General features: G+C 52.6%; 15 protein-coding genes. 5 read left to right on the top strand and 10 right to left on the bottom strand.

Annotated features, from left to right (window positions below; all coding sequences use genetic code 11):
- Positions 1–264: 264 nt before the first annotated feature.
- Genes JK231_RS23670 through JK231_RS23650 form a run of 5 tightly spaced genes read right to left on the bottom strand, consistent with a single transcriptional unit; the run spans position 265 to position 5,123 of the window.
- On the bottom strand, positions 265–1,731 hold the full coding sequence (locus JK231_RS23670) for an aldehyde dehydrogenase (protein ID WP_211729749.1): 1,467 nt from the start codon (positions 1,729–1,731) through the stop codon (positions 265–267).
- Between the two features lie 11 nt (positions 1,732–1,742).
- Complete coding sequence (locus JK231_RS23665; RefSeq protein ID WP_097119756.1) at positions 1,743–2,780, bottom strand: LLM class flavin-dependent oxidoreductase; 1,038 nt, start codon at positions 2,778–2,780, stop codon at positions 1,743–1,745.
- Entirely contained in the window at positions 2,777–3,718 is a 942-nt protein-coding gene (locus tag JK231_RS23660; RefSeq protein ID WP_211729748.1) for a flavin reductase family protein, read from the bottom strand. The genes JK231_RS23665 and JK231_RS23660 overlap by 4 nt, the downstream gene beginning before the upstream one ends.
- A gap of 3 nt (positions 3,719–3,721) precedes the next feature.
- A complete protein-coding gene (locus JK231_RS23655; protein WP_211729747.1) occupies positions 3,722–4,549 on the bottom strand; it encodes an alpha/beta hydrolase in 828 nt (275 codons plus the stop codon).
- Positions 4,521–5,123: an amino acid synthesis family protein gene (locus tag JK231_RS23650; RefSeq protein WP_034827626.1), complete on the bottom strand. Its 603-nt coding sequence runs from the start codon at positions 5,121–5,123 to the stop codon at positions 4,521–4,523. Before JK231_RS23650 ends, JK231_RS23655 begins: the two co-directional genes overlap by 29 nt.
- Before the next feature lie 518 nt (positions 5,124–5,641).
- Here JK231_RS23650 and JK231_RS23645 point away from each other — a divergent pair.
- From JK231_RS23645 to JK231_RS23635, 3 genes are all read left to right on the top strand, one after another.
- Positions 5,642–6,322 (top strand): GntR family transcriptional regulator, encoded by a 681-nt coding sequence (locus JK231_RS23645; protein WP_097119759.1) that lies wholly within the window; start codon positions 5,642–5,644, stop codon positions 6,320–6,322.
- Complete coding sequence (locus tag JK231_RS23640) at positions 6,322–6,609, top strand: DUF1330 domain-containing protein (protein WP_034827637.1); 288 nt, start codon at positions 6,322–6,324, stop codon at positions 6,607–6,609. The genes JK231_RS23645 and JK231_RS23640 overlap by 1 nt, the downstream gene beginning before the upstream one ends.
- A gap of 313 nt (positions 6,610–6,922) precedes the next feature.
- Positions 6,923–7,768, top strand: coding sequence for a sugar phosphate isomerase/epimerase (locus tag JK231_RS23635; protein ID WP_211729746.1), 846 nt, complete (start codon positions 6,923–6,925; stop codon positions 7,766–7,768).
- 4 nt (positions 7,769–7,772) lie between these two features.
- On the opposite strand, the gene JK231_RS23630 is transcribed toward JK231_RS23635, so the two are convergent.
- From JK231_RS23630 to JK231_RS23610, 5 genes are all read right to left on the bottom strand, one after another.
- Positions 7,773–8,753 (bottom strand): LacI family DNA-binding transcriptional regulator, encoded by a 981-nt coding sequence (locus JK231_RS23630; protein ID WP_211729745.1) that lies wholly within the window; start codon positions 8,751–8,753, stop codon positions 7,773–7,775.
- A gap of 119 nt (positions 8,754–8,872) precedes the next feature.
- Complete coding sequence (locus JK231_RS23625; protein WP_211729744.1) at positions 8,873–10,024, bottom strand: Gfo/Idh/MocA family oxidoreductase; 1,152 nt, start codon at positions 10,022–10,024, stop codon at positions 8,873–8,875.
- Positions 10,025–11,086: a sugar phosphate isomerase/epimerase gene (locus JK231_RS23620; protein WP_211729743.1), complete on the bottom strand. Its 1,062-nt coding sequence runs from the start codon at positions 11,084–11,086 to the stop codon at positions 10,025–10,027.
- Between the two features lie 26 nt (positions 11,087–11,112).
- Positions 11,113–12,342, bottom strand: a complete 1,230-nt coding sequence (locus tag JK231_RS23615) for an MFS transporter (protein ID WP_211729742.1) — start codon at positions 12,340–12,342, stop codon at positions 11,113–11,115.
- A 223-nt stretch (positions 12,343–12,565) separates the two neighbouring features.
- Positions 12,566–12,853: a damage-inducible protein J gene (locus JK231_RS23610; RefSeq protein ID WP_097119765.1), complete on the bottom strand. Its 288-nt coding sequence runs from the start codon at positions 12,851–12,853 to the stop codon at positions 12,566–12,568.
- Positions 12,854–13,233: 380 nt separating this feature from the next.
- On the opposite strand from JK231_RS23610, the gene JK231_RS23605 reads away from it, so the two are divergent.
- Together JK231_RS23605 and JK231_RS23600 are read left to right on the top strand one after the other, a co-directional pair.
- Positions 13,234–13,560 carry a helix-turn-helix transcriptional regulator gene (locus tag JK231_RS23605; protein WP_211729741.1) on the top strand — a complete coding sequence of 109 codons (327 nt, stop codon included), beginning with the start codon at positions 13,234–13,236 and terminating at the stop codon, positions 13,558–13,560.
- A gap of 626 nt (positions 13,561–14,186) precedes the next feature.
- Positions 14,187–14,585, top strand: coding sequence for an H-NS family nucleoid-associated regulatory protein (locus JK231_RS23600; protein WP_211729740.1), 399 nt, complete (start codon positions 14,187–14,189; stop codon positions 14,583–14,585).
- Positions 14,586–14,770: the final 185 nt, after the last annotated feature.

The following is a 14,770-nucleotide window of genomic DNA, read 5'->3' as shown; positions in this document are numbered from 1 at the left end:
TTCTCAAAATGGGATTGTTTTTTAATGTGGGTAAAACCTTCCTCGCGAAAAAAAGCCACAGCCATCCCGACGAATGGTTTTTCGTCTTCTTATTAAAGAATTGGCGGTAAGACTCCCGGTGCTATTTAATGCTTAACAACTGTACCTGTGACGGTCGTCATAAATAACGACGCTGAAAATTCCAACTTTATTTCTGGCAGAGCGCGCATTGATATATGCAAACCAGATTCCCGCAAGGTGCGCATGTCAGCGCACCTTAACCCCTCAGCGCATAATAAAGGGATCGCTAATCGGCTCATCGCTGGTGCGCAGCCAGATTGTTTTCGTGGTGGTGTATTCCAACGCCGCGTCAATGCCGCCTTCTCGACCAAAGCCAGACTTACCGTAGCCGCCAAATGGCGCCAGCGGTGAAACCACGCGATAAGTATTTAGCCAGACCACGCCGCTGCGCAACTTACGCGTGACGCGATGGGCGCGAGTCAGGTTCTGGGTGAATACGCCTGCCGCCAGACCATACTCTGTGCCGTTGGCTAAACGAATCGCGTCGGCTTCATCTTTAAACGTCAGCACCGACAACACCGGACCAAACAACTCCTGCACCACGCTTTCTGCATTCGGTACGGCGCTGCAATCGAGAATGGTGGGCGGATAATAGAAACCAGGGCGATCAACCGGCTGATTGCCGATCACCAGACGCGCGCCCTGCTCGATGCTGCGACTCACTACCTGCTCGATATTGCTTTTCTGCCGCTCGGTACAAAGTGGACCAAACTGCGTCTCCTGCTGTTGCGGGCAGCCAATCACAATCCCGCGCACTTTGCTGGTGAGCTTTTCAATAAAGGCATCTTTTATCTGCTCATCCAGCAACAGACGCGATCCCGCCACACAGCTCTGTCCTGAGGCAGAGAAGATGGCCGCCACCTGCGCATTGGCTGCACTGTCTAAATCGGCATCGGCAAACACGATAAACGGGGATTTCCCGCCTAATTCCAGGGAGGTACTCGCCAGGTTTTCCGCGCTGTTGCGAATGATGTGACGTGCCGTATCTGCGCCACCAGTAAAGGCAATGTGATCAACCAGCGGATGCTGTGTCAGCACCGTGCCACATCCTTCAGCAAATCCGGTGATCACGTTGATCACGCCAGCCGGAAAACCAGCCTCATGCACCAACTCTGCAAAAGCCAGCAGTGGCGTCGGGGCAACTTCTGCCGCTTTCACCACCACCGTACAGCCGGCCGCGATGGCAGGCCCGATTTTCACCGCGGAGAGAAACAGCTGACTGTTCCAGGGAATAATGGCCGCAACCACCCCCACCGGTTCGCGTTTGATCCAGGTTTCCATATCGGCTTTGTCGATGCTGAGCGTGGCGCCGTCCATCTTGTCGGCCAGTCCGGCATAGAAGCGATAGTATTCCGCCACGTAGGCTATCTGCGCCTGGGTTTCACGGATAATTTTGCCGGTATCGAGCGTTTCCAGACGTGCCAGTTTTGGCGCGTCGCGTTCAATCAAATCCGCCAGCTTCAACAGCAATTTGCCGCGCGCACCGGCGGTTAATCCACGCCACGCCTCAGATTCAAAAGCACGTGCCGCAGCCTGAACTGCGCGATCGGTTTGCTCGCCGCGCGCTTCGGCAATGCTGGCCCACGGCTCTGCGGTGGCCGGGTTCAGCGAGGTGAACGTCGCGGCACCCGCGTCAAATTTGCCATCGATGTAGAGTTTGAAGGATTCCATGACGTCTCCGCTTAGTGAAATGCAGGTGCAACGTTTTGAATAAAGCGTTCCAGCGAAGCTTTTTTGCGCCCGAAGGTCATACCGCTGTCCAGCCACAAGGCGTACTCATCGTAGCCCATCGCCTCATAGTTTTTCAGGCGCGCGATCACCTGGTCAGGATTACCGATCGCCAGGTTTTTCCGCATGCCTTCCACGCTGTAATAGGTGTTCGCCGCGATCTCTTCTTCCGTCAGCGGCTTAATCAGGCCTTGCTCCACCGGGCGCTCGTTCTTAAACCAGGCGCCGAAGTAGTTATAAAAACGATTGAGCTCAACAGCGGCTTGCTGCGCATCTGCCTCATCCTCCGCGATGAATCCATGCTGCAGCAGCATGATTTTCAGCGGCTGATCGGGTGCGTATTCACGGCAGGCATCTTTAAAGGTGGTGATCAGGCGCGTGATCTCCTCTTCCCCCTGATGCAACGGCGTACACTGCACGTTGCAACCGTTCTTCACCGCAAACTCATGACTGTTCGGATCGCGGGCGGCGACCCAGATCGGCGGATGCGGCTGCTGTTTAGGCTGTGGCGATGAAGTCGTAGACGGGAAATTCCAGAACTCACCCTTGTGTTCGTAATCCCCTTTCCACAACGCTTTCACTGCCGGAACCAGCTCTCGCATACGCTGGCCCGCTTCCCAGGCATCCATTCCCGGCATCAGACGCTCGTATTCATAGGAGTACGCACCGCGTGCAATCCCGAGGTCCAGACGCCCTTTGGTGATCAAGTCCGTCATTGCCGCTTCGCCCGCCAGGCGGATCGGATGGGTGAATGGCGCAATGATGGTGCCAGTGCCCAGACGCACGTTTTGCGTGCGGCTGGCGATATCCACCAGATTGATAAATGGGTTCGGCGCAATGGTGAAGTTCATACCATGGTGTTCGCCGGTCCAGATAGCGTGCAAACCGCCTTTATCCGCGATTTCACACAGTTCCATCATTTCATCGTACAGCTGGTCCTGCGCGTCATCCGCTGACACGCGCTCCATATGCAGGAACAGGGAAAGTTTCATACCACCTCCTGATGAGACGGAGTAAAGAAGTGGCGCACTGAGCCCTCAACTTCATCGCCGTAATAAAGGCCGTAATTACCGACGGCATTTTCGCGGATAAACCGATCGACCAACGATTTCAACGCGCTGTCCGGCACCGGCAGTTGTGCCAGCGTGTGGACATCCACCCATTCGCCCTGCTGCACCGCTGGCAAGGTGCTGCCGGTTGGTTGCGCGCAGAGGAACACGATATGCTGCTGTTTCATCTGGCGGTCTTCCCAGATGGAGTAGACAAAACCCGGGCTGGCTTCGATGTTAAGTCCATCGAACACCTGCTTCAGGGTGTCACTGACGCTGCGGTTATTCACCGTTTGCGACGGCAGGCCGTAACCCTTCTCTTTTTTCACCACCAGCGCCTGGCCCGCCGATTCAATCAACGCACTGACCACCACGTTAGGACCGGCAATCAGAGACTCCGCATTCTGATAAGGCGTGAAGTAGGCGCCGCGATAGTAGCCCAGCCCCGGGGTGCCGCAGGAATCGAACTGCTCAACTTTGCCGATCAGGATCGCGTGGTCACCGGCATCCACCACCTGATGCATCGCGCATTCAAACCAGGCGGAGCTGTCATCCAGCAGCGGCGTGCTGAACTCCCCTTTGCGCCACTTCACTAATGAGAAGCGATCGGCAATCTTCTGCGCGAAGATGTTCGACGTCTCTTTCTGCTGCTCCGCCAGGATGTTAATAGCGAAGTGCGGGCACTGAGTGAAGTTGTCGAAATTGGCGGAGCGCTTATCGATGCTCACCAGCAGCAGCGCGGGATCGAGCGATACCGAAGAAAACGAATTGGCGGTAAAACCAATCGGCTGCCCCTGCGCATCGTTGGTGGTGACCACAGTGACACCGGTCATGAAGGCGCCAAAGGCGTCGCGTAACTGTCTGCGTTTATCTGCGTCCATAAGTTACTCCTTTACAGGCTCTTTTTGCGTGACGGCGGCAGCAACCGGATTGAGGAACGATAAAATCTCTTCGTTCACGCGATCGGCATCCGTCAGGTTCAACATGTGTTTAGCGTTAGCGACCACCACCGCCTGCCCCTGGCGCGCGGCCTGGGCCATCTGGCGCGTCATGTCTGGATTCGAATTGGCATCCAGTTCACCGGTCATCACCAACACCGGACATTGCATTTCGTTCCAGCGTTCTGAATAAAAGCGATCTCCGGCCGCAAACGCCTGATAGGCGCGGGCATAGCCGTCGAGATTCACCTGCTGCAACCACGCGCCCACTTTTTTACGCAGGGGCTGTTCGTGGTGATCGTCACTGAACCAGCGATCCAGCGGGGCATCGAGCCGCACATTGCCGCTGGCCAGCTCTTGTGCCCGCTGCAGCACGGCGTTGCGTGCCGTGTCGTTACGTTTGAACACGCCGCTCATCACAATCGCGTGATTCACCAACTGGGGATAATCGATGGCAATCCCTGCAGTAATCAGCGCCCCCATTGAGTGTCCGGCCACGGCAAAGCTGGATTCCGGTTGTGTCTTCAGGAACAGGGCCAGCCACTGCACGTAATCTTTCAGGGTGGCGGGATGGCGAAAACCGCTGCTTTCGCCATGGCCCGGCATATCCACCGCGATCACGCGGAAATAGCGACTCAGCACGTCCATTTGCGGGAACCAGGCGTCAGCGTTCATGCCGACGCCGTGGATCAACACCAGCGGCGTGCCTTGTCCAGCCTCCAGATAACTCACCTGGAGACCTAACTCAGATAGCTGCTGGGTTTTTCTGGTCATGGCCTAACTCTTTCAGGTCAAGATAACGGTTGCCGATGCGATGATGCGGACGGCCGCCCAGTGCCGCGCCCAACGCGATCACAATCTCATCGCTGAATGGCGCATCATTGATGTTGAACTGCATGGTGAGGTAGTGCTCGCGAGTCCCTTCATCATCGGTGCCCATCATCGGCACCAGAATGGGCGTATTGGCTGGACCGCGGGTGTTGTTAAAGGCCAGATAGGTTTTACCCTTTACCGCTGAGCGGTAATGGTTGCCGAAATGCAGGGTGTGAATCAGCGCTGACGCGTGCTCCAGTTCGCCGTTCAGACCGACGACGGCGCTTTTGCCATAAGCCACAACCTTGTCACCGCCGCCCGCTTCTTTCACGATTAACCCGGTCAGTAACTCGCCCAATACGGGTGCCATTTCACGAATCTTAGGGGCGAGATCTTCCACGAAACCCTCACCTGCCCACGGATTTTTCACCACGGCAGCCGCCGCAATCATCACCAGCGGTGTCGTCGCCGCTTTGCCGCCGTCGGAGTAAATGGTCTCGGTGGTAACGAACGTCTTGCGTATATCTGGATGCATGGTCAGAACCTCATTCAAGTTAACGGTTTGTTAATCTGGTGTGTCGGGAAGTGATATAACACTGAGATTTCTGGCATGTCAAAAGTTGGTATACCATCATACGGTATTAAATTTTCCGGCGGTTTTGCTATGCTTAAGCGATGCAAAACCCCGCCATGAATGGGGGGATGAGGATCGAAAAGGCAATGTGTCACCGGCGGTTTGAGCAGCGAGATGAGTGTGATTGAGGTCATAAAAATCACACGAATTATCCGGGCAGTCGTTTCATAACGGCATGAATTCACGAGATTTTGATTATTCCTCAAGGATATTTTTATTTCGTGCTCAGACCGCATGATGAAACTGTGAGCTAACGCTGATTTCAACGGGCGGGCCGGTGAGAAGTCGATAGGCGGTGGTAGCAAAGAGAGTAAAGGCGGCGTTGCTTTCAGAACGGAAACAGTGCTAATAGTTAAAACGCTTGCAGGACATGACATTGACTTCAGGCTGAATTTTTAAATTTCAACGAAGAGACGATTATGGATGCGAGTCATTCCCTAAAAATTGAAAATACGCCGGTGACGTTACGTGAACTGGCACTGGCCAAAGTTCGTCAGGCCATTATCTCGGGATACTTTAAAGCTGGCGACCGTTTGGTTGAGCGCTCACTGTGTGATGAATTAGGTGTAAGCCGTACCGTGGTGCGCGAAGTGATTCGCTATCTGGAAGCGGAAGGTTTAATTGAAAACCTGCCGAAAAAAGGCCCGATTGTGGCGATATTAACCTGGGAAGTGGCCGAGCAGATTTACGATATTCGTATCCTGCTGGAATCCGAAGCGGCGAAGGATTGCGCAAAATTAGCCACCAGCAGTGATAAAAAGAATCTGCACAAGAAACTCCTGCGCATTGCTAAAGCCTCGCACGATCATGATGATATTGAACGCGTTGAAGCGTCCCAGGCCTTTTATGAAGCACTCTTTTCCATTGCAAAACATCATATTGCGTGGGAAATCGTCCAGCGTCTTAATAGCCGTATCAGTCGACTGCGCGCACTGACCCTGCGCAGTCCGGAGCGCCAGGTGGCGGGTTTTGAACGTATGTCGCGAATTTATGAAGCGATTGAAGAGAACAATGCCGAACACGCGAAAGAGGCCGTCAAACAGCATCTTTCAGAAGCGGCCACGCTGGCTAAATCTATTCTGACTGCCGAGGAAAAATAATGTCTGCTTATTGGATCGCCCACGTCAATATTGAGGATGCACAGCAGTACCAGAATTATATTGAGCTGGCACCGCTTGCGTTTAAAAAATATCAGGCGAAATTTATCGCTCGCGGTGAAAATGCCACCTCACTTGAGGGCGATGAATTTAAGAAACATGTGATCATTGAATTCCCCGATTATCAAACGGCGCTGGACTGCTATCATTCTGACGAGTATCAGTTAGCCAAAAAGCAGCGTGAGAACGTGGCAACGGCCATGATTACCATTGTGGATGGGCTGGCGTAGGTTTTTGGGTAGCAATATTACTCAAGTAGCAGCAATGATGAGAAGCATAGAGGACGGGTATGAGGGTATCTCGACTACTTGCTCACCATCCTTGTGAAAGAATTGGATGGCTGCATTTAGGTGGGTGGCCTGATTCAGGCCATTATCCTTGCGCGCACCCTCACCTTTTACAGCCCAAAATCGCTTTAACTCTCCAGATTGCCAATCACCCCATAATCTGAACACAGATCACAAAATCGGCACGCATAATTTTGTAATCGATTACTTTAAGTTAATTTGTAATCGATTACTTATGATAAGGAGCTGAATTAAGATGAAAAAATTGATGGTTTTGGCTGGGATATTATCCATGTTGAGTGCTGTGCCCTCGCAGGCGTCAGCAGCAGGTGTTGAAGATGAAATTGGACTGCAGATGTACACCTTACGTAATGTCGGCACCCCGGCAGAACAGTTCGCCATGGCCCATAAAGCGGGCTTCGAGCACGTTGAGCTGGTAGGCACGCAGGGTCTGGCAGCCAAAGAGCTGAAACCCTTGCTGGATAAAAATCACCTGACCGTAACCTCATCCCACGTGCAATTAACGGCACTGGAGAGCGACTACACGCAGACCGTGGCGTTCAATAAAGCGGTGGGTAATCACACCATCGTGGTTCCGTGGATCAAACCGGAAGATCGCCCGGACAGCACCAAAGCATGGATAGACTATGCACAACGCCTGGATAAACTCGGCGCGAAACTGCGTAAAGACGGCATGCAGCTCGCTTACCACAATCATAATTTCGAGATGAAAAAGTACGATGGCGTGACCGCGCTTGAGATCATCTTCAATCACTCACGGGCAGAAAATCTGAAACTGGAGATGGACGCGGCGTGGGTTTCACGCGGCGGTCAGGATCCGGCGCGCCTTTTGAAAGAGTATCCGGGACGGATCTATGCGATCCACGCCAAGGATAATGCGTCGATTGGTATCCGCGACGATGAGATGAATTTTGCGCCGCTGGGCGAAGGCTTGCTGGACTGGAAAACCATTCTGCCTGCCGCCAAAACCAGCGGCGTGAAGTGGTTTATCATTGAGCACGACAAGCCGAAGGATGCCTGGAGCATCATCACCACTTCACATCAGAATCTGCGTGCGGCGCTGGAAAAACTGCCGCATTAAGCGATCAGGCACTGGCGCGCACGATCAGGCGCCAGTCCATCATGACGCGCTCAGTTGGCGATTGCGGGTCGTCAATCTTCTGCAGCAGTAGGCTGAACGCGGTCCGCCCGATATCGCGTGATGGCTGCGCGATGGTGGTCAGAGGCGGAGAGATCATTTCAGCCAGTTCCGACCCGTCAAAGCCTGCAACGGCGATATCTTGCGGCACCTGATGTCCCGCGGCCTGGATAGCGGCCATCGCCCCGGCAGCCAGTGTGTCGGAGACGGCAAATACCGCATCAGGCTGTGTATCTGCGCTGAGTAACGCTTCCATCGCGCGCTTGCCAGCGTTAAAACTCAGCTCACTCGCGTAACTCACCGCCTGCCAGGACAGACCGCGCTGTTCCAGTTCCTGCTGATAACCCTGCTGACGCAGTTGGGCGTACTTATAGCTCAAATCATGATTGATCAGGGCAATGCGTTTGCGTCCGCTGGCCACCAGATGCGCCACCAGCTGGCGCGAAGCATGAACATCATCAATACCCACACAGGAGATATCGCCGGCATCGGCGTATTCGGCACACTGCACCCAGGGCATGTTGCCGATCAGCTGTGTTAGTTCAGTCAGGGTGGTGAAAGCATCCATGGTGATCACCCCATCGACCATTTTGCCTGCCAGCAGTTGCAGGCTTGAGCGGGAGCGATTGATGTCCGATCCGGAGTTACACAACAGAATGCGGTAGCCATTCTGCTCGGCCTGCTCTTCGATACCTTTCACAATTTCAGCGCAAAACGGGTTGGAGATATCAGAAACCAGCACCAGCACCATGGAGCTCCGCGCCGTGCGCAGCTGACGGGCTAACAGATTTGGCTGGTAGTTGCTGGCTTTAATGGCTTCCAGCACCTTATCCCGGTTCTTATCCTTTACGGTGTCACTGTTATTAAGCACGCGTGACACCGTGGCCACGGAAACACCGGCCAGCTTCGCGATTTTCTGAATGGACATGATGACTCAACTTCCTGCGTCAGTTTCTGAATTGCAGGCTACCATAAATCGACGCGTGACAATAAGTTAGGCGGGGTGGCTTATGCGGAAGATCAAGCGCGCCGGAACGCGCCTGTGTATCAAATGCTGACGCCGACCCAGCGTTGATCGCGATGGCTTTTTACGATCGCCTCAACGATGGCCATCACCTGCGCGCCGTCGCTGAAGTCAGCAAAGTGTCGTTCATCTTGCGCCGGCATTTCACCCTTCTCCACCGCCTGATAAAACTGCTGCATCATGGCGCGAAATGCATCGGGCCAGCCTTCGATGTGCCCGCCAGGAAAACGGGCACGGGCGGCAACATCGCGGTTCATCAACGACGCATCGTCCGTCAGGGTTTGATTGGCCTGATGACGATGACCGACCCACAACTGTTGTGGCACTTCCTGATCCCACGCCAGCGAGGCCTGACTGCCACACACCTCCAGATAAAGGCGATTTTTGCGCCCCGCCGCCACCTGTGACACGCTCAGACAGCCTTTACTGCCATCATCGAAGCGCAGCAGCACAAAGCCCAGATCTTCCGTATTCACCGGACAATCCTGATACTGAGCCTGCTGTGTCTGCGCGCTAAAGGTGGCCTGACCCGCCAGATTGGCTTTGCGGGTGGGCCAGACGATGGCGAGGTCAGCCATCACCGCCACTATCTTGCGGCCTGTAACAAACTGTATGGTGTCGCACCAGTGAGAACCGATATCCGCTACTGCACGCGATGCACCGCCCTTGTCGGCCTCCACACGCCAGTTGTAATCCGTCTCTTCCAGCATCCAGTCTTGTAAGTAGCTGCCCTGAACGGCAAAGGTGCGGCCCGTTTCGCCGCTGCGCACCATGCTCGCGGCTTGCTGGACCATGGCAAACTGTCGGTACACGAAGCTGACCCCGTTGACCACGCCTGCCTGTTCTGCCAGTGCCACTAATTCACGCGCTTCGCCCATCGTCATGCAAAGTGGTTTTTCCGAGAACAGGTGCTTACCGGCGAGTAAAACCTGCTTATTGATGGCAGCATGAAGGTGATTGGGCGTGCAATTGTGCACAGCATGCAGCTCTGGATGCTGTAAAAAGGTGACAATGTCACCATAGGCGTGCGGCACGTGCAATTGCGCCGCCTGGGCTTGTGCTTTCTCCAGCGTGGAGTCGCACAGAGCCACGACATTGATGTTGCCGAGGCGACGTAGTGCCTCAATGTGCGCGGGGCCGATAAATCCGCTGCCGATAATTCCGACATTAATCATTTACGACTCCTCATTAAGTCCGAGCTGTGCACGGATACTGCCGCTGTCATCCTGCGCGGCAAAATCATCAAAGGCTCGACTGGCGACCGGAATGATGTGACGTTGAATGAATTCAGCCCCTTCCCGTGCACCGGTTTCCGCATCTTTTAGGCAGCATTCCCACTCCAGTACCGCCCAGCCGTTGAAATCGTACTGCGCCAGTTTGCTGAAGATGCTTTTGAAATCAATCTGCCCGTCGCCTGGCGAACGGAAACGCCCGGCGCGATCGATCCAGTTTTGATAGCCGCCATACACCCCGCTACGACCGTTGCGCTGATACTCCGCATCTTTGACGTGGAAGGCTTTAATACGCGAATGATAGATATCGATGAACTGCAGGTAATCAATGTGCTGAAGATGCAGATGGCTGGGATCAAACAGGATATTGCAACGAGGATGGTGGTTCACCTGTTCAAGGAAACGCTCAAAGGTGGCGCCATCGTGCAGGTCCTCGCCTGGGTGTAATTCGTAACACACATCCACGCCATGCTGATCATACACATCCAGCACTGGCTGCCAGCGACGGGCGAGTTCCTTAAAGGCCTCATCCAGCAACTGCGGGTTGTGCGGCGGCCACGGGTAAACATAGGGCCAGGCGAGCGAGCCAGAGAAAGTGGCATGGGCAGTCAGTCCAAGTTTACTGGAGGCGACTGCGGCATGTTTGACCTGCTCGATCGCCCAGGCCGTGCGCGCTTCCCGCTTGCCGCGCAGGTGTGCCGGTGCAAAATTATCAAAGGCAGCGTCATGCGCAGGATGCACGGCAACCAACTGCCCTTCCAGATGCGTCGATAACTCGCTGATGCTGAGGCCATACTGCTTCAGCAATCCCAGCACTTCATCGCAGTAAGTCTGGCTGGTGGCTGCGCGTTGCAGATTAAATATCGCCGGGTGATTGCACGGGATCTGCAATGCCTGAAATCCCAAAGCGGATGCCCATTTCGCCAATCCTTCCAGTGAATTGAACGGGGCATCAGCGCCGATAAACTGTGAAAGGAAAATGCCCGGACCTTTTAACATTTTCAAAAACCACCTCCAGTAACAACAAAAACTCAATCGCGATACTTAAATGTGAACATAAACAACAGGGCAATCACGGCAGCCGCGATCGCCGGGATCCACCAGAATATGCCCCAACTGGCGGCCGATACCTGACCCGCGACCAGATGGTTATACAGCGCACCTGAAATCTGTGATCCCAGCAGCATGCCGATACCGTAGGTGAACATCACAATCATGCTCTGCGCTTGTCCTTTGACTTTGTCTCCCGCAATGCGGTCGGTGTAGATGAAGCCGACGACAAAGAAGAAGTCGTAACAGACGCCGTGCAGCAGAATCCCCAGCCAAATCAGCGCGCGTCCCTCCTCGCCCATGCCCATGGCAAACAGCGCATAACGCACAAACCAGGCGCACATGCCGACCAGCAGCATGTATTTCACGCCCAGTCGGCGAAACAGCAGCGGAATCACCAGCATGAAGAAGATTTCAGACATCTGGCCGAAGGACATCAGTGAGCTGACGTTTTCAACACCGGCGTCGGCCAGCCAGGAAGCGGTGTAGGCGTAGTAAGTGCCCAGCGGAATGGAAATCAGCGTGGCGCAGAGCGAAAAAATGAAGAAGTGACTGATTTTCAGCAGGGCAAACGCATCAGCACAGAACAGATCGCGCGGTCTGAATGGCATACCTTTAGCGGGTGCGGGCGTATGCGGCAGCGTGAGGCTATAGAGCGCCAGCACCACGGAACAAATCGCCGCCACCGTGAAGACGCTGACACTGGAGGCGATTCCCGTGAACCCGATGAACAGGCCAGCGACAATCCAGCCAATGGTGCCGAACACGCGCACTACCGGGAAACTCTTCTCGCTGCTGGCGAGACTGTGGAAGGCAATATTATTGGTCAGTGCCAGCGTGGGCATGTAGCACAGCGTGTAACCGAACAGTAAGCCGATCAGCAGCGCGCCGTTCTCGGCAATCATCGCCTGAGGCACAAACCACAAAATCACTGCACCGGCCAGATGCATCACCGCCAGGACTTTTTGTGAAGGGAAAAATCGGTCCACCAGCATGCCGAGAACAAACGGCGAAAGAATGGAAGCAATCGGGCCCGCCGAGAAAGCATCGCCAATCAGCAAGTACATGTTGTGCTGCGTCATCACCAATCCCAGCGTGACCGACCAACTGCCCCAGATAAAGAACTGAAGAAACATCATCAGTGACAGCCGTGGGACCAGCATGCGCTGTATTGCCTGGTCTTGCGCGGTGCCTTGTGTTGCAGCAACCATATCCAACCCCCAAAAGTAATCGATTACAAAATGCGAGAAAATAAAAGTAATCGATTACAAAAAGGAAATCATCGTGGTTGATCACAAATTTTTTACTTAGGTGGAAACGGAGGATTAATGGCTGATGAATGGGGACGAATAGACCATACAAGGATTGAGCCGCCTAACGATGAGTCCTTGTGAGCGTTAACAGCCGCCGAACTATCCCAGACAATTTCAACGCTCACAATTTCCCATGCTGTGCACGCTCTCTCAATTTATCCATGTGAGAAGTGACCTCCTCATGGCTGATATACTCCCCATGGTCGGAATCATGTCGCTCAAAAGCTTGGGTGATTTGCTGTTCAAGCAAGATATCGTGCTCATGATTTTGATGACGACGTTCTTCATCAGCTAACTCAACAGCTCTTTGACGCATAAGCTCAGTCAGGCTGAGATTGACCCGTTCAGCAGCCTGCATAGCCAATCTTTTGGTTTCATCATCAATTCGAAAATGTTTGGTGCTGCTCATTCTGATCTCATGCGTAGTGTCGTTTGTACTGTCATTATGGGGGAGCTATTTTGTGAATGTCATCCTGTCATTCTATTGCTTAACACAGTGTGAAAACGACATGTTGGCCGGGCTGGATTTAAGGCTTAGCCTATTTTCCCTAAGCACCATGATGGTCGTTTAAGACTTAATGTGGTGGATGTTTAATTCACTATGTCGCGACTTATGCAATTGGGTTGAACTGTAAGTGTTCATTTTAATGGTTCTTCAACCCCCTCTCTTATCCGGTTAAAGTGAACTCATTAGCTTCAAGCAACACTCACTCGACACACTATGACCGTATTCATAAAAGCTCTATAATGAACTCTTATTCATCTTTAATGACATTCAGGGCTTTTAAAATGACTCTTAACCTCTTTACTGAATCTCAATTGATTGCAGGACTGGGGCAACGTCTGAAGGAGCAACGTCTTAGGCGCAATCTTCTCCAGAAAGAGTTGGCTGATAACGCAGGGATTTCAGTGTCAGCGCTAAAAAAACTAGAAAATGACGGTAAGGTGACGTTAGAAAACTTTATAAAGGTCGTGTTTGCGCTCCGTCTTGAAAGAGAAATGATGAATTTGTTTGCACCACCCGCATTGAGCATCGCGCAGGTTGAGGCACTGAATGCTCCGTCCCGACAAAGGGCAACGAAGCGTGGTTTGAAAAAACTAAATTCATCTTCTTAAAAACTTTTGCCTGCAAGCCATTGACTTTGCTTCTTCGCAGCGCCTTGAAGTGAAAAGTTATCAATTCGATCGTTTACTGAACATGTGAGTGCACTTTTAAACGTATAAAGCATAAAGATCTTATCCGCATGATATTAACTCCCCTAATTTCACGCGTCATCCCTTATCCCGCAGAATTGAACCACGATCCGTCATGGCTATCTTGCATACCGTTATGACGATTCGCAGTGACGCATCGTGACGTTATCTGAACGAGGGAACGCTTTAAGCCGGTCATTAATTAAGTAGCCATTAACGTTAGCTTCCTCCGCTCCGTGGGTCGTGACAATCATTATGACCGGGTAACATAAGTTTTTCTGCGTCGACATACTTAAAAATATTACCAAACGCTAAAATCACTGATGGTTAAAATAGAGTTCAAAGCGCAATTATCGACTTCTCATCGCCTGGTCTACCCCGAAATTTTGAGAAATATCTAAAAATTGACACTTTGCAGGCTTTATTATTGATATCTGATGTGTTGTACTTCTGCAACGAGGGTAACATCTATATACTCATCCCTAATTTGTTATCTACTGCACCACTTAATTTATTTCGTTCAGCGACAAAATATTCAGGAGAAGTTCATGAGTGATTCACTGAAAGCGTTAAACAATATCCGTACGCTTCGCGCGCAGGCACGTAAAGTGCAGCTTGCAGATCTGGAAGAAATGCTGGAAAAATTCACTGTTGTCGTGTCAGAGCGCCGTGAAGAAAACAACGCCAGCGAAGCCGCCGTGCGCGAAAAAGAAGAGAAACTGGCTAAATATCGTGAACTGCTGCTGCAGGACGGGATTGACCCGAACGAACTGCTGGGCGCATTAACGCCAACGGGTAAGACTCGTGCTAAACGTGCTCCACGTCCGGCTAAATATAAATACACGGAAGATGGCGTTGAGAAGCACTGGACCGGTCAGGGTCGTACACCAGCTGTGATTAAAGCCGCTGTTGATGCCGGCAAATCTCTCGATGATTTTCTTATCTAATCGGGCTTTCCCCGTTTAATTTGAGTTATCGAACATTTTTGGTGGGTGCTCTGCCCACCAAAAATTAAACACTGATTGATATCTTCTCCCTCTCCCCCTTTCGTTGAATCCCAATATTAAGATAATGACGGGGTTTACTATCAACTATTGTCATTGTAATGTTCAAATCGCTGTCTCTGGCTGAC

The organism is Pantoea sp. JGM49, from assembly GCF_018257655.1.
GTDB classification, from domain to species: domain Bacteria; phylum Pseudomonadota; class Gammaproteobacteria; order Enterobacterales; family Enterobacteriaceae; genus Pantoea; species Pantoea communis.
The sequence above is the reverse complement of the archived record's forward strand: the minus strand, read 5'-3'. Positions and strand labels throughout refer to the sequence as shown.